Source organism: Ignavibacteria bacterium, from assembly GCA_036262055.1.
GTDB lineage: Bacteria > Bacteroidota > Ignavibacteria > Tepidaquicellales > Tepidaquicellaceae > DATAJP01.
Genome location: DATAJP010000003.1, coordinates 240,155 through 264,159, shown reverse-complemented (window position 1 = coordinate 264,159; position 24,005 = coordinate 240,155). Strand labels below are relative to the sequence as shown.

Annotated in this window: 22 protein-coding genes and 1 pseudogene; 7 read left to right on the top strand and 16 right to left on the bottom strand. The window is 35.1% G+C overall.

Features of this window, described 5'->3' with window-relative positions; translation table 11 throughout:
• Positions 1–79: 79 nt before the first annotated feature.
• A complete protein-coding gene (locus tag VHP32_08315) occupies positions 80–1,210 on the top strand; it encodes a hypothetical protein (GenBank protein ID HEX2787894.1) in 1,131 nt (376 codons plus the stop codon).
• A 13-nt stretch (positions 1,211–1,223) separates the two neighbouring features.
• A complete protein-coding gene (locus VHP32_08310) occupies positions 1,224–1,838 on the top strand; it encodes a dihydrofolate reductase family protein (GenBank protein HEX2787893.1) in 615 nt (204 codons plus the stop codon).
• A gap of 116 nt (positions 1,839–1,954) precedes the next feature.
• Here VHP32_08310 and VHP32_08305 read toward each other — a convergent pair whose 3' ends face one another.
• The 5 genes from VHP32_08305 to VHP32_08285 form a co-directional block, all read right to left on the bottom strand.
• On the bottom strand, positions 1,955–2,656 hold the full coding sequence (locus tag VHP32_08305; protein HEX2787892.1) for a hypothetical protein: 702 nt from the start codon (positions 2,654–2,656) through the stop codon (positions 1,955–1,957).
• 1 nt (position 2,657) lies between these two features.
• Positions 2,658–3,530, bottom strand: coding sequence for a tetratricopeptide repeat protein (locus VHP32_08300; GenBank protein ID HEX2787891.1), 873 nt, complete (start codon positions 3,528–3,530; stop codon positions 2,658–2,660).
• 18 nt (positions 3,531–3,548) lie between these two features.
• Entirely contained in the window at positions 3,549–3,977 is a 429-nt protein-coding gene (locus VHP32_08295; protein HEX2787890.1) for an NUDIX hydrolase, read from the bottom strand.
• Positions 3,978–3,982: 5 nt separating this feature from the next.
• Positions 3,983–4,318, bottom strand: a complete 336-nt coding sequence (locus tag VHP32_08290; GenBank protein ID HEX2787889.1) for a hypothetical protein — start codon at positions 4,316–4,318, stop codon at positions 3,983–3,985.
• A gap of 120 nt (positions 4,319–4,438) precedes the next feature.
• A complete protein-coding gene (locus VHP32_08285) occupies positions 4,439–5,674 on the bottom strand; it encodes an Nramp family divalent metal transporter (protein HEX2787888.1) in 1,236 nt (411 codons plus the stop codon).
• A gap of 274 nt (positions 5,675–5,948) precedes the next feature.
• Here VHP32_08285 and VHP32_08280 point away from each other — a divergent pair.
• A pseudogene (locus VHP32_08280) lies at positions 5,949–6,377 on the top strand (septal ring lytic transglycosylase RlpA family protein).
• A gap of 866 nt (positions 6,378–7,243) precedes the next feature.
• On the opposite strand, the gene VHP32_08275 reads toward VHP32_08280, so the two are convergent.
• Together VHP32_08275 and VHP32_08270 are read right to left on the bottom strand one after the other, a co-directional pair.
• Positions 7,244–8,032 (bottom strand): N-acetylmuramoyl-L-alanine amidase, encoded by a 789-nt coding sequence (locus tag VHP32_08275; protein HEX2787887.1) that lies wholly within the window; start codon positions 8,030–8,032, stop codon positions 7,244–7,246.
• Positions 8,033–8,086: 54 nt separating this feature from the next.
• Positions 8,087–8,584: a YajQ family cyclic di-GMP-binding protein gene (locus VHP32_08270; protein HEX2787886.1), complete on the bottom strand. Its 498-nt coding sequence runs from the start codon at positions 8,582–8,584 to the stop codon at positions 8,087–8,089.
• 145 nt (positions 8,585–8,729) lie between these two features.
• Between VHP32_08270 and VHP32_08265 the strand changes: the two genes are divergently transcribed.
• Genes VHP32_08265 through VHP32_08255 form a run of 3 tightly spaced genes read left to right on the top strand, consistent with a single transcriptional unit; the run spans position 8,730 to position 10,961 of the window.
• The gene (locus tag VHP32_08265; protein ID HEX2787885.1) at positions 8,730–9,659 is read left to right on the top strand and encodes a tetratricopeptide repeat protein; all 930 of its coding nucleotides are present in this window, start codon (positions 8,730–8,732) and stop codon (positions 9,657–9,659) included.
• A gap of 4 nt (positions 9,660–9,663) precedes the next feature.
• Positions 9,664–10,656 (top strand): signal peptide peptidase SppA, encoded by a 993-nt coding sequence (sppA, locus tag VHP32_08260; protein HEX2787884.1) that lies wholly within the window; start codon positions 9,664–9,666, stop codon positions 10,654–10,656.
• 14 nt (positions 10,657–10,670) lie between these two features.
• Positions 10,671–10,961, top strand: coding sequence for an HU family DNA-binding protein (locus tag VHP32_08255; GenBank protein HEX2787883.1), 291 nt, complete (start codon positions 10,671–10,673; stop codon positions 10,959–10,961).
• A 250-nt stretch (positions 10,962–11,211) separates the two neighbouring features.
• Here the strand turns inward: VHP32_08255 and gltX are convergent, their stop codons facing one another.
• The 6 genes from gltX to VHP32_08225 form a co-directional block, all read right to left on the bottom strand.
• Positions 11,212–12,711, bottom strand: a complete 1,500-nt coding sequence (gltX, locus tag VHP32_08250; protein ID HEX2787882.1) for a glutamate--tRNA ligase — start codon at positions 12,709–12,711, stop codon at positions 11,212–11,214.
• A gap of 20 nt (positions 12,712–12,731) precedes the next feature.
• Positions 12,732–13,481, bottom strand: a complete 750-nt coding sequence (rsmI, locus tag VHP32_08245) for a 16S rRNA (cytidine(1402)-2'-O)-methyltransferase (GenBank protein HEX2787881.1) — start codon at positions 13,479–13,481, stop codon at positions 12,732–12,734.
• 48 nt (positions 13,482–13,529) lie between these two features.
• On the bottom strand, positions 13,530–14,378 hold the full coding sequence (phnE, locus tag VHP32_08240; protein ID HEX2787880.1) for a phosphonate ABC transporter, permease protein PhnE: 849 nt from the start codon (positions 14,376–14,378) through the stop codon (positions 13,530–13,532).
• Positions 14,379–14,386: 8 nt separating this feature from the next.
• Positions 14,387–15,160, bottom strand: coding sequence for a phosphonate ABC transporter ATP-binding protein (gene phnC, locus VHP32_08235; protein HEX2787879.1), 774 nt, complete (start codon positions 15,158–15,160; stop codon positions 14,387–14,389).
• Positions 15,157–16,077: a phosphate/phosphite/phosphonate ABC transporter substrate-binding protein gene (locus VHP32_08230; GenBank protein ID HEX2787878.1), complete on the bottom strand. Its 921-nt coding sequence runs from the start codon at positions 16,075–16,077 to the stop codon at positions 15,157–15,159. The genes phnC and VHP32_08230 overlap by 4 nt, the downstream gene beginning before the upstream one ends.
• A 64-nt stretch (positions 16,078–16,141) precedes the next feature.
• Complete coding sequence (locus tag VHP32_08225) at positions 16,142–17,635, bottom strand: hypothetical protein (protein ID HEX2787877.1); 1,494 nt, start codon at positions 17,633–17,635, stop codon at positions 16,142–16,144.
• An 81-nt stretch (positions 17,636–17,716) separates the two neighbouring features.
• Here VHP32_08225 and rlmB point away from each other — a divergent pair, with 81 nt between their 5' ends.
• Positions 17,717–18,463 (top strand): 23S rRNA (guanosine(2251)-2'-O)-methyltransferase RlmB, encoded by a 747-nt coding sequence (rlmB, locus tag VHP32_08220; protein HEX2787876.1) that lies wholly within the window; start codon positions 17,717–17,719, stop codon positions 18,461–18,463.
• A gap of 1 nt (position 18,464) precedes the next feature.
• On the opposite strand, the gene VHP32_08215 is transcribed toward rlmB, so the two are convergent.
• The 3 genes from VHP32_08215 to VHP32_08205 all read right to left on the bottom strand — a co-directional run bounded on the left by VHP32_08215 (position 18,465) and on the right by VHP32_08205 (position 23,975).
• Positions 18,465–20,105 carry an SBBP repeat-containing protein gene (locus tag VHP32_08215; GenBank protein HEX2787875.1) on the bottom strand — a complete coding sequence of 547 codons (1,641 nt, stop codon included), beginning with the start codon at positions 20,103–20,105 and terminating at the stop codon, positions 18,465–18,467.
• 52 nt (positions 20,106–20,157) lie between these two features.
• A complete protein-coding gene (locus VHP32_08210) occupies positions 20,158–21,516 on the bottom strand; it encodes a sigma-54 dependent transcriptional regulator (GenBank protein ID HEX2787874.1) in 1,359 nt (452 codons plus the stop codon).
• Between the two features lie 110 nt (positions 21,517–21,626).
• The gene (locus tag VHP32_08205) at positions 21,627–23,975 is read right to left on the bottom strand and encodes an endonuclease MutS2 (GenBank protein HEX2787873.1); all 2,349 of its coding nucleotides are present in this window, start codon (positions 23,973–23,975) and stop codon (positions 21,627–21,629) included.
• Positions 23,976–24,005 lie beyond the last annotated feature (30 nt).

Here is a 24,005-nt window from a genome sequence, read left to right as displayed (position 1 = left end):
TCCCTTGACACTGGGATTCTTCGCTTTGCTCTCCACAGGAGTCCTTTGGACAGAATGACAAAAATTTTAATTAAACATCATGTCAGAACTATATCTCAAAAAAGTCGAAGACGACGCATACAAAAAAAAGTTTATCGATTTTCCATATCAACTTTACAGAGGAAACGATTATTGGGTTCCACCTTTAAGGTTTGATGTTAAGAACAATCTCGATACTGTTAAAAATCCTTTTTATCAGCATGCAAAAATTGCAATGTGGCTTGCTTACAAAGATGGGGAGATTGCCGGAAGAATTGCCGCAATTACGAATGAATCACATAATAAATTTTATAATGATAAAGTCGGGTTCTTTGGATTCTTTGAATGTATAAACGACGTTCAGGTTTCAAGGATGCTTTTCGATGAAGCATCTAAATGGCTGAAGGAGCAAGGTAAAGATGTTATGCGCGGACCGGTTAATCCTTCAATGAATGATGAATGCGGTTTGTTGATAAATGCATTTGACCAGAGCAATGTTTTATTGATGCCGTATAACTTTGAATATTATATCAAGCTTTTAGAAGATTTCGGCTTTCATAAGGCAAAGGATTTATATGCATTCTGGATAAGCAAGGATGTAATCAAGAATGAAAAGATGATGGCAAAGCTCGACCGTGTTGCTAATATGATTATTAAGAAAGAAAATATTAAAATCCGAAATGTGAACATGAAAGACTTTAAGAATGAAGTTCAGAAGGTTCGTGAAGTTTACAATAATGCTTGGAGCGCTAACTGGGGCTTTGTTCCGATGACCGAAGCTGAGTTCAATTTTGTTGCAGCAAACATGAAGCTCGCAGTTGACCCTGATTATGTAGAGTTTGCTGAAATAAACGGCAAGCCTGTCGGTTTCACACTTGTTCTTCCCGACTTAAATCAAGCAACAAAAGGAATTAACGGCAAGCTGTTCCCCTTCGGAATTTTTAAGTTTCTTGCAGCGAAGAAAAAAATTAACCGCGTAAGAGTTATTATTATGGGTGTGATAAAAGAATATCAGAAAAAAGGAATCGATGCAATTTTTTATCGTGATACAATTGTGATGGGGAATAAAAAAAATGTAACCGGTGCTGAAATATCATGGGTGCTTGAAGATAATATGCCAATGGTGCAGTCAGCAGTGAATCTCGGTGCGGAAATTTATAAGACTTATAGAATTTACGACAAGAGTTTATAATACTTGTATTTAAATGAGAAAAATAATCACTCATACATTCGTAACCTTAGACAGCGTAATGCAAGCGCCGGGCGGTCCCGATGAAGATAGGACGGGCGATTTTGCTTACGGCGGATGGACTTTCAATTATATGGATGATGTGCTGGACAAAATTCTGCATGAATTTATGGCGATACCTTTTGAACTGCTCCTTGGCAGACGAACATATGATATTTTTGTTAAATATTGGCCGAATGATACGACCACTGAATTTGTAGCAACGCCTTTCAATAGCACAAGAAAATGGGTTGTATCTCATAAGAACATAAACCTTTCATGGAATAATTCTTCGCTTATCACCGGTGATGTATTAAAGCAAATAAAAAAACTCAAAGAAGAAGATGGCAAAGATTTATGGGTATACGGCAGCGGGAATCTTGTTCAAACTCTATTAGCAAATCACCTAATAGATGTTATGCATATTTGGATTTTTCCGGTTATTCTTGGAAAGGGTAAGCGTTTATTTGAAAACAGTGTTCAAGCTGAAGGATTCAAACTTGTTGATTCTGTTATTTCTACAAGCGGTGTGATAGTTGCCACTTACGAACCAGGCAAAGAAATCAAGACAGGAAACGTGGACGGTTCATGAAAAGTTCTGTATTTTTACAAACCTGCCATTAAGGCGATGGTTATTATTAATACGAAGAGTTTTATCCAGGTCATATTTTTCATCAGAATCCCGCCTTCGCGGGGATGACTTCGGTTTTATTTCTTTCTCGAATCGGCTATGTCTTCTCTTAAATTATCTGACAAGTTATAAGCAATCTTTGAAGCGGATAAATCAATACTGTTTCTTATTTCTTCATCACTCATATTCATTAACTTAATTATGTTAATAACTCTGTTTATATCTTTAATTTTTTTATCGTTTGGATTGTAAGCATACCATTCCTCAAATGGTTCGTTTATACCCTCGGTATTTTTCCAGACTATTGCCCCGGATTTTCTATCGAAAATTGATAAAGTACCTGAGAAGTGTGAATAAATATTATAGTCATCAACATTGAGAGTATACTTATTCATTTGTGTTTCAACTATTATGTCCGGATTTTCATCAAGTGATTCTACCGGCACAATATTGTAATATGTTCTGAGGATTTCTTCAATTGAACCCGAAACATTTTCGGCAATTGAGTCAGGATTGAATAATCTTTGAATTTTTGCCTCAACATCTTTTTTTACATATCCTCCTCCTATATCATATATAATATCAATTAAAACTCCTTCTTTACTTTTCTTTGAAGATTCAAAGTTTATGTTCACCCGGGATGCAGCAGTTCCTGTTCTTGTCTTGAATAAAACCTTTGTACCTGAGAGATTATATTTGGAAAGTTCATTAACAGAAGAACACGAACCCGCCATAACTGTTATAATCAGAACTAATAAAAATAGTTTAAACCATTTCATATTATTGTGACATTTTATTTAACCTGTCAAGACGGTCTTTTTCATACTCGGCTAACCAAATATCTTTGCTTAACAAATCATAAGCTTTTTTAAAATACGGTTTCGATTCCTCAATTCTTCCAAGAAGATATAAGTTTTCAGCAATCTCTTCATAGCCATAGCCGTCTTCTTTCAGCTTCTTACCCTCAGTTTCTTCCATAAGTTTCATTTGCGCATTGAGAGCTTCCTGGTACTTCCCCATTTCACGTAAAATGCGCGCTACAGACCATCTCGCGATAAGCGTTTCTTTCACTGAACCTTTTTGGGAATGCCATTCCACATTTTTTTGATGAAGCTCCATTGCCTTATCAAGATTTTTCATGTCAAAATAAGTCCATGCAGTATTATTATATAAAGAACCCAGCCAGTTTCTTGCTTTCTCGTCTTTGGATTCTTCCGCATCTTTTATTGCAATCTCATTCCACTTAAGCGACTCATCACCTTTTTCAACAATACCCATCATATGTGCTGCATCAACTGCATAGCTGTCAAATCCCCTTTCCATTGCTTTTTGATATGCTTCAATGAAAAATTTTCTTGCTTCATCGGAATGCTTAGATGAATTATAAACTCTTCCGCGTTCGAGCATGTAACGAACTTCACCTAACTGTGTATCTGTATCTAACATCTTCAGAGCTTTATCAAGGGTCTTATGAGCTTCATCAAATTTCATCTGCAAGCCCTGCGTGCGTGCAATCTGTGTGATAAGCTGAACAAGATAATCCTTATCACCGGACTTTTCAGCTTCAGATAAAAGAGCGGTAAATTTCTTTTCAGTTTCCGCGGGATTACTGTAATCCCAGAGAGAATTTATTTCAGGTAAATTATTTTCCACAATAAATATTATTTGAAATTATTTTGAATTAAAAATAGATTGCAGTGTATATCTTGCCCAGCCGTGATGAGCGATTTCTTTATCGGACGGCAAGTTGTTAACATCAAACCATTTTGCCTCATCGATATTTTTCGATGGAGTTGTTTCAGGCATAGAACTTAATCGCAGCGCATAATGAAATATAAGATGCCATGACTTATCTCCGCCTTTAAATGATTCAAAAAAACAAAATTTAATTTCGCTTGGATTTTGCGGATTGTAGTTAAGCTGTTCCTTTAAGATTCTCATTGCGGCATCATCGGGATGCTCAACTTCGTGAATATAATCATCGGGAATGAACCATCCTTTCTGATGGTCATAATCATTGACATCCTTGTAACGAACCAGCAAAGTTTGTTCTTTGCAGATTACTGCAACATCACAGACAAGTTTAACTTGATGTATCATTTTTTTTAATTTATTGCTTTAAAATTTGGAAATTCTTCATTTGCCTCGGGTAGCTTTGATAAATGCGTTCCGACTTCGTCGCACAGAACCTCAAATTCTTTCCAGAACGACCAAACGCCTTCATCTTTGTGAGCATCATCGATGCGTTTCTGGCTCACCCACTCAAAAATTTCCATGAATATATTCGGGTCATTAAATGAATTCACAAAAACACTTGGTCGTGAAGTTACAAAATTATTTTCAAGCAAATATTTTCGTTTTCTGCTTACAAGGTCGGTGAGCTTTTCACCGCATCCCGGCTTTGCTTTATAAACTGCAAGCACTAATAATGGTTGTTGCATTGTAGTTTGTAAAGTTAAAAGTTTTAAAGTTCATAAAGTAACACACCCCGTCACTTCGTGACACCACTCTCAAGAGAGAATTTTAATTCTCACGTTTCACATTTGACGGTTGACAAGAAATTACCATTTACTAAAATAATCTGCAATTTCCGAATATGCCAAATATCCAAATAATAATAATGAAATGATAAGAAAAATATTTATCCATATAGGATTACGAAATCCTTGAACCAAAGTTTTTTTGTTGTTCAAAATAAGAAGAGTAACCGCAAGAAACGGCATAAATAAGGCACCGATTACCGTATATATCAAAATAATATAGACAGGTCGATTTACAAACAATAAAACAAGAGGAAGAATTGCGATATAAAATAAAAACCAGTTATAATACTTTTTGAACTGCTTTGAGTCAATATTACTTGTGGTTGTATGTTTTTTGTATGAATCAATAAAGTCAGCAAACATGTACGGCACACCCTGAAAAACCCCAATGAGTGAAGTCACAACTGCCGCCCAAAAGCCAATAAGATATATCCATCTTAAAAAACTGCCTGATACTGCCTGAATCTTGTCTGCAACTGCAACAAGGATTTTCTCACCCGTTACCATTTCAGGACTTATTCCCGATGCAATAATTGCAACTGATATACAGAACAATCCTGTGAAGAAATAAGCGGCGAACAAATCCACTTTTGATTTTTTATAGTCAGACTGACTGTTCCATTTTTTCTCGCGTATCCAGTAACTATATGAGAGAATCGTCACGCTTCCGCCAACACCACCGATAACGCTCAAGATGAATTTTGATGAACCTTCGGGCAATTCAGGCACAAAAATAGACTTAAATGTCAAACCCCAATCAGGATTTATCCAGATTGCACAAGATATAAGCGTGATGAACATAAGAACAACGAAATATTTCATCAGCTTTTCGAAGAACGAATATTTGCTATAAAATATAATTGCTAATGTAACAAGCGAATGCATCACCGCCCAGACTTCGATTGAGAAAACAGGGAACATTGTATTAAAAACCAGTCCGCAAGAAATGGTAAGCGCTGCACTCACAACAAATCCCCACAGAAAAAGGTAAATTATAAAGTAGAATGAAACAAATTTATGTAAATGATGAATCCATCCTTCAAGAAGAGTGGAGCCGGTTGCAAACTGCCAGCGGGATATACCCTCGTTCAATACATACTTCAGAACCGCTCCAAAGACAATCGCCCATAATATGATAAGCCCGTATTTACCTCCGGAAACTGTAGCAGCTACCATATCTCCAGCACCAACGCCTGTAGCAGCTACTGCGAAACCGGGTCCAATTGACTTCAATAAGTCTATGATTTTCTTCAAGTTACCTTTAAATCTTAAAATTTTACTTTAACCGGACAAATATAATAATTAAAATCGATAAAATTAAGGTTAGAAAGATTTGCCCGACCGGATGGACTGGCTAATGGTTTGCAATTTAAAATTAGGTTGAGTATCTTAATTATCGTTTTTAACAGATAATCAAGTTTTTTCGAAATATAAGCGTTCTTTGAAATTTCAGCACAGGATTAAATAATAATGTGCTAATATTTTGAAACCCAAGTGTTGTTAAATCATTTGATAAATTAAACAGGAGATGCATTTGCGGACACTCAAAATTAATGCTTTAGTTATTATATTAACAGCATTATTTTTATTTAATCCAATTAACTCAAAAAACAGTAGTTTAAACGCCAAGACCAAAAATGATGGTATAGGATTTACCCAGTCAGGGATAGCTTCCTGGTACGGACCAGGATTCCAAGGTAGAAAAACTGCAAGCGGCGAAAGATTCAATACACATGATATGACTGCAGCACACAAAACCTTGCCCTTTGGCTCAATTGTTAAAGTAACAAATCAAGAAAACGGTAAATCAGTTGTCGTAAAAATCAATGACAGAGGTCCTTACATAAAGGGAAGAATCATTGATTTATCACATGCGGCAAAAGAAGAATTAGGAATGGGTGGTCTTGCTGACGTGATAATCGAAGTCATTGACCCGGAAACTCTGGAATCTGAAGAAGGCACTGAAATAACAACGGTAACGTTGTTTGAAAACATGCTTCCGGCAAATTCACAGGTTATTATCGAATACTCAAAACAAGAGGGTCAAGAATCGAGTGAACAGTTAGCTCAATTAGAAGTTAACGAAATATTCGGTTCTATGAACAAGATTAATATCAAGGTTATCACACCAGGAGTTGATACTAAATCGATATCTTACACTTTTCCCGACGGGACGTATTCGCCGGAGCAAAAACCCGAAGTAGGTTACTTAGATGTAACTTCAAAGATTAAATCATTATCGGGGTTCACTTTTAAAATTGCTCAAGTCGCGGACAAAGAACAAGCATACGAGTTAATTGGAAATCTTGAGTCTAATGAATTCCAGACAATTATGATGGAAGAAACCATTACAGCAGACTCAAGGTACTATACGATTTACGCAGGAAATTATGAATATAAAAGCCAGTCACGAAGCGATAAAAGAAAGTTAGTAAGGATGGATATAGCGCCATTGTTGGTGAGAATAGGAAGTTAAGTTAAATCGTAAAACACACTTAAAAAAGCCGGTCACAAGCCGGCTTTTTTGTTTTGTAAAAGTTTTTGAAGTTGAACAACGCTGATAGTTATGATTTTTTATGATTATACTTTATTGAAAAACTTAAACTTTTTGACACAAATTAATTTGGATTTTCAAACTTATCCAAAATTTTATAACATTTAAAAGCTGAAGTCATTCCCGCGCAGGCGGGAATCCCATTCTAAACATACTTTGCCCCTGAAATAAATTTCTAAGAGGATTGCTTTAGAGTATCGTATGATTTGTGAGAGAGTAATACGAGATGAGTATGGATTCCTGCCTCCGCAGGAAAGACAGCTTTGCTGTTACTTATAGAAATTATTTTCAAAATCATAGTCCATTTTGAAATATCTTACTGCCTTATATATGGAACTTGCTAATTGGTACTGTCCGTTTTCTGAAACAAGATAGTTCTCATCATTTTCATTTGTTAAAAAACCGCATTCAATCAATACTGCAGGCATCGAAGCACCATAAAGCACAATGAACGGTTCCTGTTTTATTCCCCTGCTGATTAACGAAGTTCCTTTAAGCATTTCAGTTTGCAATATAGAAGCAAAGCGCTCTTCGTTTTTATAAAACGAAAATTCAAAAAGAGATGATAATACTTTTTTGCTTACAGTGTCTTCAGGATAATATCCGAGCTCTTCGAGATAATTATTCTGCTGCATTGTTATTTCTTTAGCTTTCTCAAGGCGAACAGGGTCTAATAAATAAATTTCAAAACCTGTTTTCGCTTCTTCTGTCGGAAGCTTGGAATTACAATGAATGCTTATAAATAAATTACCGTCATTCTCATTTGCAATCTTTCCTCTGTCAAGCAATTCAATGAACCTATCATCTTCCCGTGTCATAATGACATTCAAATCACGGTAATTGTTTTCTAAAAATTCTTTCAGTTTGAAACTTATCTGGAGATTCAAATCTTTTTCTTTTATTCCATTTGGACTGATTGCGCCGGGGTCTTTACCTCCATGACCGGGGTCAATGATTACTGTTGTAATTTTTTTGGGATAACCGGGATTATCCTCTGTCTGTGTTGTTGAGACGATAGGAATTGAGAATAAGAATATAATTATAAATAAAATTTTCATTGCCTTGTGAATGGGATTCCCGCCTTCGCGGGAATGACTTCTAAAATCAATTATCTACCTGTAATTCGTAAATTGAAATGCAAAGTCGAGATTTGCGTTTCGCATCAAGTTCATTACTTCCTGTAAATCATCTTTTGCTTTCCCAGAGACTCTCACCTGTTCATCCTGAATCGATGCCTGAACTTTCAACTTGCTGTCCTTAATCATTTTCACAATTTTCTTTGCATTTTCCTTATCAATCCCCTGCTGAAGCTGTATTGTTTGTCTTGCAGAACCCATTGTTCCCGTTTCAATCTCATCATACTTTAAAGCTTTAATAGAAATTCCACGTTTAATTAATTTATTCTGTAAAATGTCATTCACTGATTTAAGTGAAAACTCATCTTTTGAGCTGACTTTGATCAATTTATCTTTTCTGTTAAGCTCAATCTCACTTTTCGAGTCTTTTAAGTCATATCTTTGCTGGACTTCTTTAATTGCCTGATTAACTGCATTATCAACCTCCTGCAGGTCAATTTCAGAAACTATATCAAATGAGAAACTATTTGCCATAAATTTGTATTTAAAATAAAAATAGCAATTTTTTTGATAAGGTATTAGGTATATATAAGTTACAATAAGTTAATTTTATTGGCATAGAATAAAACCATTAAATTATATATATTATTACCACTTAAATAAATTTCCGGAGAAAATTATGAAATACTTAAATCAAAAGTTCACAGGATTTTTTCTTACATTATTTGCTTTGGCATTTGCAGTTTATGTTATGGGGTGCGCATCTGCGGAAACAACTACAGGTAAGCTTGCCTTTCAACAGAAAGATTATGTAAAAGCAGAGATAGAATTGCAAAAGGGATTGCAAAAAAATCCTAATGATGCAGAAGCATGGTATATGCTTGGCTATTCTCAGTTCCAAAACGGGAAATTTAATGATTCTCATGTTTCATTAACTAAAGCTGCAAGCTTATCACCTACTTACAAACCATATCTTATTGAAATGTGGGGACTTGGAATTAATGAAGGAGTAAAAGTTCTTAATCGCGGAGTAGACTTTTATAACAAAAAAGACTCTCTCAAAGCAAGAGATGAATTTATGAGAGCCCGTGATTATTTTGCATTTGCAAGAGGTGTAAATCCGGATAGTATTCAAAGTTACCAATTTTTAGCTGATGCATATACTCTGCTTGGTCAAAGTGACAGTGCATTGACACTTTATGATTTCATATTAGCGAAAACCTCAAGCGCGGAAGATGCAGAACGAGCTGCAAAACTTTTATATAATTCGGCAAGAAACGCAGCTCAGAATAAAAATTATACTGATGCTGCGGTTATTTATGACAGAATTTTGAGTATATCCAGCCTGCCTAAATCAAATGAATATTATATCGGAACATTGTTTGATGCAGGATATAATCAATATCAATTAGCTTTGACAAAAGAATCAAAAACTGAATACGAACCATATTTAAGAAAATCACTCGAATATTTAGAACCATATACACAGGTTTCAAATAACAGAGAAACATTAAAATCAACCTATCAGATTTTGGTTGAAGTATATGAAGCATTGAATATGGATGACAAAAAAGCTGATGCACAGGCAAAATTAAATGCTTTAAATTAATTCAATGTCAAACGGTTATCAACAACAATATCAGCAGCAGCCAAAAAAATCTTCCTTCTGGAAGTGGTTCTGGGGAATAACACTTTTTGTGTTACTCATCTGCATTATTGGGTTGAGTGTTTTATTTTATGTAGCCATTAACAGAATTTCAGGCGGTGACGGAAAAGATTTTTATTTTGAATACTCAGGCAGCGGCAAAGGAAAAATTGCTGTTGTTGAGCTTGATTATACGATTATTACAGCAGAACCGATTGTCAGGCAGTTTACTAAATTTAGGGACGATAAATCAATCCAGGCAATTGTCCTAAGAATTAATACCCCGGGCGGCGGTGTTGCAGCTTCACAGGAGATGTATGAAATTATCAAAAATACCAGCGAGAAAAAGCCGGTTGTTGTTTCAATGGGAAGTATCGGAGCAAGCGGTGGTTATTATGCTGCATGCGGAAGCTCATTGATTGTCGCGAATCCCGGTTCGCTTGTCGGCAGCATTGGAGTAATTGCAAACTTCATTTCAATTAAAGGTCTTGCAGATGACTGGGGCATCAAGGAAACGACAATTAAAAGCGGCGAACTTAAAGATGCAGGAAATCCTTTCAGAGAGCCGAATGCAAAAGACATAGCATATTTTCAGGATATTGTTGATAATAGCTTCAGACAATTTTTTAATGTTGTAAAAAATGCAAGAAATTTAGACAGCACGGAGCTTATAAAAATTGCCAACGGCAGAGTGTTCACCGGAGAACAGGGAATTGGTTTAGGCCTTGTTGATACGCTTGGAACATTTGAAGATGCGATAAAGATAACGGCAGACATGGTCGGCATAGAAGGAAAACCTGTTTTAGTGCGTGAGCGTGAGAGAAGAAATTATTTCGATTTATTTTATGAGAGCATGTTTAAATCGGAATTAAAAGAAGTTAAGGATGAATTGAAAACTGAATTTCTCGAACAACCTATTTTGCAGTATAAGTTTGTTCCATCAGGAATAAATATTCCGTAAACTAAAATAAATTTATGACCAGAGCTCAGATAGCCGCGAAAATTTCAGAGGCAACGGGATTAAGCAAAAAGGAAACAGAGATTGTTGTCGAAGGATTTATTTCATGCGTGATTGAATCATTAAGAAATAACGAGTCTATTGAAATAAGAGGATTCGGAACATTCAAAAATAACGTAAAAGAACCAAGGGAAGCACGAAACCCTAAAACGGGTGAAAAAGTGCATTTATCTAAGAGATATATTCCCTATTTTAAGGTGTCAAAAGAGTTTAAAAAAACAGTTCAGGAGAGCTTAGAAAAAAAATAAAAAAAGGAAACATCAATGCCTTGCGGTAAAAAAAGAAAACGTGCGAAGATGTCAACGCACAAAAGAAAGAAAAGACTAAGAAAGAACAGACATAAAAAGAAAATCAGATAGTTTTGTTTTGATTTAATTCGATTGACTGATGTAAGGGGCTTAACGCCCCTTTTTGCATTTATGATGGATATATAAGGTTTAGTAGGACAGACATTCCTGTCTGTCCCGACAGGCAAGAATGCCTGTCCTACTCATATAGTTAAGATGGATTACTTGCGCTTTGAAGAAACTGAATAAGTTTATCTTTGCCGTAGATGGTGGCAATGTTCGGAAGCTCCGGACCATGCTCTTCACCTGTTAAAGCTATACGAACCGGCTTGAATAAATTCTTTCCTTTAACCTCGGTTTCTTTTCCAACTTCATTTAATGTATTCTTAAACCAATCAGGCGTAATTTCATTAATTCCCTGTAACTTAGCTATTAATGCTTCAAAAACTTTCTTGCTGTTTTCGTTGTATACTATCTCTTTAAATTCGGATGGAATAGTGATATTATCTTTCTCTAAAACCCTCGTCTGTCCCGGAATATCTGATAGCTTTTCAAGATAAACTCTTATAGTTGATAATATGAATTTTAGTTTTTCTTTATCGTTTAAATCGAGTTCAGTTCCTGCAAAATACGGCATTGAGATTTCTAATAAGTTATCCAAATCATAAGATTTGATATACTCATTATTCATCCAGTTAAGTTTATTTAAATCAAACACTGCTCCTGCAATCTGGACACGTTCTAATGAAAAGTTTTTAATAAGTTCTTCCATTGACATGATTTCTTCATTGGCTTTACTTTCTTTGTCATCCTTCTTCTCATGTTTTTCACCCTCAATATTAGAATGCGCAGGATGCCAGCCGAGCAAAGCAATAAAATTTAGAAATGCTTCTTTGAGATAACCTTTGCGTAAATAATCCTCGACAGCAACATCACCCTGACGTTTGCTTAGTTTTGATTTATCCGGATTCAATAACAGTGGCACATGAGCCATTTTAGGAATTTCCCATCCGAACGCATTATATAATAAAATATGTTTAGGAACGGAAGTAATCCATTCCTCACCGCGAATTATGTGCGTAATTTCCATCAGATGGTCATCGACCACATTAGCAAGATGATATGTTGGAAAGCCGTCTGACTTCAATAACACCTGGTCATCAACCTGATTTGTCTCGAATTTTATAGTTCCTTTAATAATGTCATCAAACTTCACTTCTTCGTTCAAAGGAACTTTAAGGCGGATTACATATGGTTTGCCTTCTTTAAGATTTTTTCTGACTTCTTCAGGAGTTAAATTTCGCGCTCTTCTATCGTAAGCAGTCTGCCTTCCTTCGAGCTGCTGCATTTTTCGCATTTCATCAAGCTCTTCGGGAGTTTCAAATGCATAATATGCGAAACCTTTTTCGACAAGCTCATCACAATATTTTTTATAGATATCTAAACGTTCAGATTGAAAATAAGGACCATAGTCACCGCCCCACATAGGACCTTCGTCATAGTCAATGCCAAGGTCTGAAAGAACCTTCACAAGATTTTCAATTGAGCCCTCGACAAATCGTGTCCGGTCAGTATCTTCAATACGAATTATTAATTTTCCGTTATGCTTTTTTGCAAAAAGATAATTAAACAATGCTGTGCGCAATGAGCCAACATGAACATACCCCGTTGGTGATGGCGCAAACCTTACTCTTACTTCTTCTGAAATCATTAAATTTTTATTAAGTTAATCTATAAATTATTAATTACTATTACAAACTCACCTTTTGTTTTAAACTTATTTTTTCCATCTTTGTTGGTGTTTTCACCAACAAAATCTTTGACTTTTCCTCTTATTTCTTCCTCAAACATCTTTGTCAGCTCACGACAAATTGCAATTTCTTTATTGCCTAAAAACTTATGAATATCTTCAAGAGTCCGCATAACTCTGAATGGTGATTCAAAAATCACAAGCAATGCTTTTATCTTTGAAAGCTCTGTAAAAGTTTTTTCACGTCCTTTTTTCTGAGGAAGAAATCCCTGAAAATAAAATTTCTTAATTTTAAATCCTGATAAAACCAATGAATGAATAACTGATGACGCTCCGGGAATGCTGATTACATTAATTCCCTGCCTAACGCACTCGTTGACCAATATTCCACCCGGATCTGAGATACAAGGAGTTCCTGCATCTGAAACAACCGCAACGGAATCCCCATTTTGAAGTCGTTCGATTATATATTCAATTTTTACATTCTCATTATGAGAAAAGTAACTCGTCAGTTCGTTTCTTATGCCATAATGTTTCAGCAAAATACCTGTTTTGCGTGTATCTTCACATGCAATCAAATTAACATTTTTAAGAACATGCAGTGCACGAAATGAAATATCTTCAAGATTGCCAATTGGTGTTGAGACTATGTATAACGTTGACCGCGCAACTGATAATTCAGGAAATTTTGTGCTTATAAATCCTTCATGATTTTCTTTAGTTATTATCATTGTTTCAATCCCGGGATTCCCGCCTTCGCGGGAATGACTTCATTTACATCACAGCACCAGCTTTCGCAATTTTGAAGATAAATAATCAATTGAAAGAACAAGAACGATAATCGTAATCAAGATTATGCTTACTTCTTTATACATAAACAGCATCATATATTGATTGAGAAGGAATCCAATACCACCTGCACCGACAAGTCCCAGAACTACCGCCGCTCTTATGTTCAGTTCAAACCTGAACAAGAAATAGGAAATAAAATATGGCAGCACTTGCGGAAGAACAGCCCAACGAATTACTTCGAGCTTCGATGCTCCGACAGATTCAAGTGCTTCGACAGGACCTTTATCGATTGTCTCGATTGATTCATAAAAAAGTTTCCCAAGCATACCAATTGAGTGAATTGCCAGTGCAAGGACACCCGGAAACGGTCCGAGTCCGACTGCCGATACAAATATCAAAGCAAAAATCAGAATATCAATAGAACGTGTGATATTGAAAATCAGCTGAGTGAACCAGCGGAAAATTTTTCCGATGATTGATTTCTCGCTCGTTAAATTTCTTGCAGCAAAAAAGCTCAGCGGAAATGCAATGATTGCAGAAAGTGTTGTACCGATTAAAGCTAACTGAACGGTAATGATTACAGCCTCAAGAACCTGTGGAAAAATATCTATGTTCGGCGGAAAAAGTCCTTCCATAAATATCCAGATATTCGGAAGTCCCTGGTAAAGCTTCGTAATTGAAAACTCAACAGCTCCAAACGAGATATAATATATCTGTAGAACAATTATGACAAGCAGAAGCTTATTGAGTTTTTTAAACAACTCAAAATCTTCTTTCTTGATTTGTTTGATGTCGGATAAATCCCGCTGTTTAATATTTGAGCTTAAATCCGTCAATAAATTAATTATAAATTTTCTAAATCTTGTTTATCCTGGTGATAAATTTTTTCAATCATGTGATGAGTAAGTTCTTCGGGCTTTCCGTCAAATACAACTTCGCCTTTGTTAAATCCGATAATTCTGGTCGAATACATCTTTGCATATTCAATCACGTGAACATTCAACAAAATTGTTATCTGCTTTTCATCGTTAAATTTTTTGAGAAGTCCGAGAATAATTCCCGAAAGCTTGGGGTCAAGCGATGCCATTGGCTCATCTGCGAGAATAATGTCCGGCTCCTGCATTACCGCGCGGGCAATTGCAACACGTTGCTGTTGTCCGCCTGAAAGATTATCTGCACGAACTTTCATCTTTTCGATAAGTCCGACTTCATTCAAATAATACTTAGCTTTATCAATGTCAGTCTTAGAATAAGAGCCGACAAGATTCCGCCATAAAGTGTTATATGCAATTCGTCCCATCAAAACATTTCGCATCACTGAAATATTTTTAACCAGATTGAATTGTTGAAAAACAAACCCGATTTTTTTTCTGATTTCTCTGAGCTGTTGACCGTGAGCATTGGTAATATCCTCACCTTTGAAAATCATTTTACCCGAACTGATCGTATTCATGCGGTTTATACAGCGCAAAAATGTTGACTTCCCTGCTCCGCTAAGTCCAATTATAGATACAAATTCACCTTTCTCTATTTTCAGATTAACGTTTTTTAGAGCATAAACTTCTTTTGTATGCTCGGTTGCCGGATATAATTTTGTAAGATTGACCGCTTCTATCATTTTTCCGGTTGAACGTTTAACATTTTTCCTGCTTCGCGGACAATATCATATTCTTCAGGTTTTGCCAAAACAAATTTTTCTCGGTCAAATGATTTTATAATCTTCTTTCCTTCTTCACTATCAGCTATCGTTAATAAAAAATCTTGAAGTTTTTTTGTAACATCAGGATGTGAAACTTCAAAATCTCCACGCACCGTAAAAACATCCATCGGGATTTTTTCAGTATAATAAATCGCCTTAATCATTTTTTTATCTTCAGGGTCTTTCAAATATCTGTCCCATGCACCGCTTATGTTCTCGTTATCGTTTGCAAATGTTGCGCCTGCGTCAACTTTTTTATTAAACACCGATAGCACAACTGCATCGTGTCCGCCTGCATTCAGCTCTTCACCAAAAAATGTTTTATCCTGGTCATCAAGCAGAATGTGATTTTTAATCAAGCTTGCTTTCGGAAAAATATATCCACCTGCAGATGTCGGCTGAGCCCATGCAATGGTTTTTCCTTTAAGCTGTTGAATGCTGTCTATTCCCGAATCCTTGCGGACGATGATTGCACTAAAATAATAATCTTTGCCATCACGAACGGTTTTTAAAAGCAATTTTGCATTGGCAATTTTTTCTGCTTCAGTGAAAGCAAAAGGTGGAAAAGTTGCAAAGTCAATCTGATTTGCTTTCATTGCTTCGATAAGCGTATTGTAACTTGTTGAAATAAATATTTTTACGCGAAGACCGGTTTTTTCTTTTATCATTTTTGCCAGATTATCGGCGTTGGTTTTCACAACATCGGAATTTTCCGACGGCACAAAACCGATAACAGCATCATATGTTTCTTCTTTTTGAGTGCCCTGCGTAAAAATCACATAGCCCAAAAAGATGAAAATAATTAACAATAATACGGTTGTTAGAGGTGATTTCAATTAAAAATTATGATAAATATATTTGTAAATATAGCGAAATTCCGCTTTTGAATAAGTTGAAATGCTAATACCCTAAAGGCGGGTAAATAATTTTGCTGTCATAATGGTTTATGGTATCGGAAACGTTTTCATATAAATTCCACGTTCCTGATGTTCGTATTTTCATAAAATTTGTGATTTTTCGTTCGGCTGAGTCGCGTGTAATAATGTAATCCATATATTTAAACCTGTCATCGTACTTATCCGACATTGAAACCCACGCAAGATACGGCGGCAGACAGTCCATGCTGACCTTGCGGCGGATAAATGAATATCTAAAATCTAAATTACTGTTTGAAGTAATTCCCTTCTTCCAGATTGTGTAATAATTCTGATAATGTATGTAAACCGAGTTTGCTCTGTACTTACCATCATAAATCAATCCCGATAAAGTTTGTCCTTTTTTTGCATCAGGAAAAATATCTTCAGTAAAATATCTTGTTTCCTGTTTAAACTCAAAAAAATAATTTGAAAGTAATGCCATGTAAATAAAAACAATCACTACTCCCACAGGAACGTAATTTTTAACATATTTTGACAAATCAAAAGTACTTGAGAGTATAATCAAAGTCAGCATTATAAAAATCGAAAATCTCTGGAAAACAACATTCTGTCCCGGTAAATTATCAGGTAAGATAAGAAATAAAATTAAAGAAATTGTTAAGAAAATTGTGAAATAAATATTATTACCTGATTTTAATTTTGTAATAAGTTCAGGTTTATTCTTAAAGAAAAGAAAAACTATTGGGAAAGTTATAAATAACACAACAAATGTTGCAATAGTCCATCCCCACTCCTGAGTAAACATAAAGAAATTTTCAAGAATGAAGAAATCACGAAGACGTTCAATAAAAGTAATCCAATATGTTGAAGAATAGTAATCGAGAAAATATGAAAACAATCCCTGGTAATGTGGAGATGCATCAGAAGAATAAGAAATTACCATCAAAACAAGCACCGGGACAATTGCAATCAGTTTCTTTAATATATTATCCCAAAAATGTTTATAATTATATAAACTAAATATCAACAGAATCACCAATGCATATATTGCGGTTTGAAAATGAAAAAAGAAAAGCAATATATTCAGAAACATCAGATAAAAGGTATATTTATAAGTCGGTGTTTCAAAGAAGTCTATTAGAAATAAAATAAGTAAAATCAGGAACGGCACGGACATAGTATAGCCGACAAATCCAAACGTAACCTCAAAGTTAAACACAAACATAAATGCAAAGAGCGAATACCAGATGTTACCATTAAGTTTTTTTATGACAATTAAAATCGAAAGAGGAAATAAAATTACGTATAGTAAATAATAAACTTTATTAGCAAAATCCACCGAAGGAAACAAACTTGAGCTTGTAAAATATAAATGAGCAGTGTTTGATTTGATTTTATCGGGAATCGAATAATAATCTTTGAAATTGTTTCCCGGTTCATCGTAATAGCGGACAATTGTCGCAGCCGAAAGATGGTTTGGAACGTCTATGAATGGATACACATGCAGATTTAACATCCACATTGCATTAGAACAAATAAAAAATGTGAATATAATATAAAAGTATTTATGATTAGATTTGTTCAATAAAAGAAAATAATGATTGTAATTGGTAAAAATCCTGTGCTTGAAATGCTCGAAACCAACCCTAAGGAAATTAACAAGGTTGTTTTATTAAAAAGTCTTAAACCCGAGCCAAAACTATTAAAAATAAAAGAATTAGCTGAGAAAAACAGGATAAATACTTTGATGCTGAAAGGTTTTGAGTTTGAAAAATTTTTTGACAGGAAAAATAAATCCGAAGGCATCACTCAGGGAGTTATATGCTTCATAAAAGATTTTGAATATACTTCCCTCTCTGAAATTTTTGAAAACACCAAGAAAGTTCAGAATCCTTTATTGGTTTTGCTCGATGAAATCACCGACCCGCATAATATGGGTGCAGTAATTCGCTCTGCAGTTTGTCTTGGTGCTGATGGTATTGTGATACCGCGACATAACTCTGCGGAAGTGAATCATACGGTAATAAAAACTTCTTCAGGTGCAGTGAACTACCTGCCTATTGCTAAAGAAACCAATCTGGTTAATTCAATTACATATCTAAAAAATAATGGTTTTTGGATTATCGGTACCGACATGCAGGCAAAGAAATTCACTTATGAAATGGATTTTAAAAGACCCATAGCACTTGTATTAGGAAGCGAAGGAAAAGGGATAAGGAAAATTATTAAAGATAATTGTGATGATTTTGTGAGAATTCCTATGACAGGGAAACTCGACTCTCTCAATGTTTCCGTATCCGCAGGAGTTGTTATGTATGAAATATTAAGGCAGAAGAATGTTTGATTTATTTTACCAGCAGCATTTTCTTGGTCTCTTTGAAGCTTGATGTAATCAATGTGTAAAAATATATTCCCGAATTTAAATCCGAAGCGTTTAATTCATATTCATACTTTCCAATATTCATGTCGGCATTTAGCAAAGTTTTTACTTCCTTGCCTGTTACATCATACAGTTTCAAAGAAACAAAATCCCGTTTTGGCAAATCAAAAGCGATTTTTGTTGAAGGATTAAAAGGGTTAGGATAATTCTGATAAAGCTTATAGCTCGATGGGGTTTGAGATGATACGATATTTATCCCAACCTGTTGAGAATACTTAACCGTTGCATAATCATTCATTGAAGTATTTCCCATGCTGTAACCTGTTACATAAATGTATCTGTTGTTTAATAAAATCATATCATACATTAGCTCCGTCTTGTTTCGCGGACCATTATATAAGATACTCCAGAAAAACTCACCATCAGGTTTAAAACAAACAACATTGTAATTATATTCCTGCCCCACTATCCAAGAATGTCCACCCAGATAAACATTTCCAATGTTATCATATGTTATACGCTTCGCAACATCAATCCACGTTGAAGTCGGATGATTATAAACAAAAGTTAGCAGCTGATTTCCATTTGAATTATATTTCACTGCACACATATCCATATTTCTTGCAGTGCTTCGGAATGATTCCCCGGCAATAAAAATATTTCCCGCAGGGTCGATTGTCATTGAATATGCTTTGTCAGTGCTGTCAGTGGGTCCGTTATATCTTGCAGACCAAACCTGGTCGCCGTTTGAATTATATTTAATCGTCACTATGTCGTTCCGTGTGATTAAGTCATAACTGTAACCTGTTACAATAACGTCACTTCCATTTGATAAAATTGTTGTCGCAATGTCATCCCTGTTTGCAGAGTGTGAATATCTTTTAACCCATTGTTCATCGCCGTTACTGTTATATTTTATCGTCACATAATCTCTTGCTGTTCCGTTTCCGAAACTTTGTCCCGTCACAAATACGTCATCATTTAAATTTATTGTAATAGAATTCGGCTGGTCGTTATTATTTCCCGTACCATTATAAGTTTTACTCCAAAGTAACTCCCCTGCAGTATTATATTTTAGTGTTACATAATCATCTCCGCCTGCTCCATTCCATATTCTTCCGCAGACAAAAATATTTCCTGAATTATCAATTGCAAGGCCGCGTGGTTCATCTGCAAACGAACCTGCTCCGCTATATTTTTTTACCCATTGTTCATTTCCAAACGGATTGTATTTTATTAAAGTAATATCATCACCTGCTCCATCAGTTGCGGCTGTTACGTAAACATTTCCCGAATTATCAAGTTTAATGTGCACTTGCTCTGAAGATAAATTATTCGGAGCACCATTATATTCGGCAAACCACATAATAATATTCTGTGAATTATATTTTATGGTAACAATCTTGCGCGCTCCATTCATAAATGCAATACCTGTTACGTAAGCATTGCCTTCTGCATCGACTTCCATGTCATATGCATAATCATTTCCTGAGGATGTTCCATTGAAACGGGCATTCCATTCTTCTTCGGGAGCGTATTGAGACAAGGCAACTTCAGTGATACAAATTATTATAAAAACAATATTTAGAATGTATCGAAAAATCATAATTTTCCAACACATTAAAATGCAAATTTCGTTCCAAAATTTAATAAATCAATTATTCTGCGGTGCGTTTTGAAGGAAGCGGAATATTGTATTTATTCATTAACTTATAAAGGTGGCTGCGTTGTATTTGCAGCGCCTCGGCGGTTTGTGTGATGTTATATTGATAATCATTGAGCATTTTCATAAGGAAAAGCTTTTCAGATTCGTTCTGGAAGTCGTTGAGAGAAAGGTTTTTATTAATCAGATCCGAGATAACACGCGTATGCTTAGTGCCGGGAACTTCGATATCATCAGCAGAAATTTTCTTTTTATCGATTGTAATTATTAATCGTTCTATCAAATTTTTCAACTCTCGAACGTTGCCCGGAAAGCGATAATCTTTTAAAAGCTCAATTGCGTCATCTGAGAATTTTTTAACAGATATATTATTCATTTTGCAAAGTAGCAACGAATAATATTCAATTAATTCAGGAATATCTTCAACTCTATCACGCAAAGGAGGAATATTTATCTGCAGTACATTTATGCGGTGAAATAAGTCGTCTCTGAATTTCTTTTCTTCAATCTCGCTTGGGATATCTTTGTTGGACGTGAAAATAAATCTTATGTTGAGTTTTAAAATACGATTATCAGAAACCTGAATCTGATTCTCTTCAAGAGCTCTTAACAAACGTGATTGCACTTCAGGTGAAAGATTGCTGATTTCATCAAAGTAAATAGTTCCTTCCTGAGCTTCTTCAAATTTTCCTTTCTGATAAATTCCAAAACTGTCAACATAACCGAACAGTTCATTCTCGATTTCAAGAGGATTAAGATTTGCACAGTTTATTTTAATAAACGGGCAAACACTTCTTTGAGATGCCAGATGAATTTGGCGAGCTGTAAGTTCTTTACCTGTTCCGCTCTCACCATAAATAAAAATATTAGAACTTGAATCGGCGAATTTTTTAATTAAATCTCTAATCTGAGTTATCTCGGGACTGCTGCCGATAATTTTATATTTTTCTTCGAGCTCATGTTTAATTTGCTTTAATTCGTTTTTAGCGTTCTTAAAATCGAGAGCGTTTTTAATTATCAATCTAAGTTCATATAAATCAGGCAGCGGTTTTTGTAAAAAATTATATGCGCCGAGTTTCGATGCTTCAAATGCAGTCTCTACGGTTCCATGACCCGTAATCATAATCACAACATTGTCTTTATCCATTTCCATAAGTTTGGCAAGAACCTCAAGACCGTCCATCATTGGCATCTTTATGTCGAGCAGGATTAAATCAAAATTTTCCTTCTTGCACATTTCGAGCGCATCCATCCCATTTAATGCACCTTTGACATCATAATTATCACCTTTGAGTATAAGCGATAATGAGTCAACTATGCTCTGCTCGTCATCTACTATTAAGATTTTGCTCATTATAATTACTATGCATTCAATTTAACGAAAGCTAAAGCTTTCGGCTACGAATAAATTTATTCTTCAAAAGAATGGGATTCTTCGCTTCGCTCAGAATGACACAATGGTTATTAGTTCAATTCCACGATTGTAACACCCATATCGCCTTCATTCCAGTTTCCAAGCCGGTATGATGCAATTCCTGAAGTTTTCGAAAGAATTTTTTTAACTTCATCACGAAGCTTTCCGCTTCCCTTTCCATGAACAATTGAAATCTCTTTAAAATTATTGGACTTTGCCTCGTGAATAAACTCCTCAATTATGTCTGCAATTTCATTTGCATACTTTCCCCGCAAGTCGAGCCGGTTTGTGACAGGTTTCTCATTAAATTCAATCGATGAAGAAGTATACTCAGTTTGCTGAACATTTCTCTTTGAAGTTTTTTCAAGATCTGAAAGCTTAGCCTTCATTATCAGACCATTAATATTAATTGACGCTGTGTCTTTAGAGATATCCATCACTTCACCTGCAGAATGAGAATCTCTTATTTTTACCATATCACCAATTTTAATTGGCTCTGTATCCTTTGCCTCTTCCTTGAATCCACTTACATCAGTTAACTTTGTTGCTTCGGTTTTAAATTGTTCTTTTATTTCCTTAATTGGAACATCTTTTGATTCTTTAATTTGTTTAATCGTGCTTTCAATAAGTTTGTTTGCATCCTTAACGATTTTATCTGCCTCAAGCTTTGCAGATTTAATTAAATCTTTCTTGCTTTGCTCGATTTCAATATTTCGTTTTTCATACAAATCAACGAGAGATTTTAATCGTGAATTTTCAATGTCATAATTGTTCTTAAGCTTTTCGTAATTTTGTTTATTTTCATTTAGTTCTTTAATTAAGTCTTCAATCTTTGTATCGTCTTTATCAGCATATTGCTTTGCTTCTTCCAAGAGCTGTTCAGGATAATGAAATTTCTGAGCAATCTCGAATGTAAAGCTTTGTCCGGGGACACCGATTATAAATTTAAAATTCGGCGACAATGTTTTATAATCAAACTCAAGAGATGCATTTCTCACGCCAGGAGTTGAATATGCAAATTTTTTAAGCTCACCTATGTGAGTGGTCACAATCGTGAATGATTTTCTTTCTGTAAACTCTTTTATAAGAGCCGATGACAATGCGCTTCCAAGATTCGGGTCGGTTCCGCTGCAGATTTCATCAATAAGTATCAATGATTTATCATCAGCGTTATCAAGAACGTCCTTTAACGCTAATAAATGCGAACTGAACGTACTCAAATCATTATCGAGAGATTGTTCATCACCGATATTAACAAAAATTTTATCAACCAATTTTAAATTTGAATATTCGTCTGCCGGGACAAATAATCCGGACTGATACATTAATTGAATCAACCCGACAGTTTTTAACGCAACGGTTTTACCCCCTGCATTTGGTCCGGTAATCACAAGGGTAAAATAATCTTCACCTATAGCAACATTAAGCGGAACAACCTCATTCCGCTTATGATTCTGCAATAATACAGGATGGTATGCATTTATCAGATTTATATTTTCAGAAATAACCGGGGCGCTCCCACCAATCTCAAGCGCATACCTGGCTTTCGCCTGAAGGAAATCAACCTCTGCAAGTATTTCACAATTAGCTTTCAGTTCATCATAATGAGCAGCTATCTGCCGTGAAAGTTCAATAAGAATTTTTTGGACTTCCCGTTTTTCTTTGAAATGCAATTCAGTGATTTCATTGTTAAGCTCAATTGACTCAGTCGGTTCAATAAACACAGTTGCGCCGGTTGTTGAAGCATTATGGACAATACCGCCGACCTTTCTTTTATTTTCTGATTTAACCGGAATCACAAGCCGTCCATCTCTTTGAGTTATGATATCTTCCTGAGAGTATTCTTTTTCAGATAAATCTTTTAGAATTTTTGCAAGGGTCTTGCGAACTTTCTCTTCATAAATCCTAATTTCTTTCCTGATTTTTTTCAAAGCAACAGATGCAGAATCTTTTACCTCTCCGTTTTCATCAATTGTTATTTCAATGTTATGTTCGAGAATTTTATCAGCATAAAGATTCTCGGTTAAGTTTTTCAGGAGAGTATATTTATCATAGCTGTCTCTGTTCTTTTGCGCTATAGTTGATTTAAGAACTCTCGATATTTTTAGGAAATTCAAAATCCAAAGATATTTCTCCGCGTTAATATAGTTACCTTCAATTTTCAGAAGGTCAAGGTCGCGTGATATGTCTTTCAGCCCTGCAAGTTCAAGAATGCTTTCTATGGAGATGAAATCCATAGTTTGTTTTAAAATGCTTAACTCATTTTCGAGTTCTCTTTTATTAGTATAAAAAGGTATAGCTTCAATTTTATTCAGCCCTAAATCTGATGAAGCATAAAATCTCAGCTTATCGAGTATTTTATTAAATTCTAATTTATATTTTACTTCTTCTAAATTCATTATTTTACTAAAATCATTTGTATGTCATGG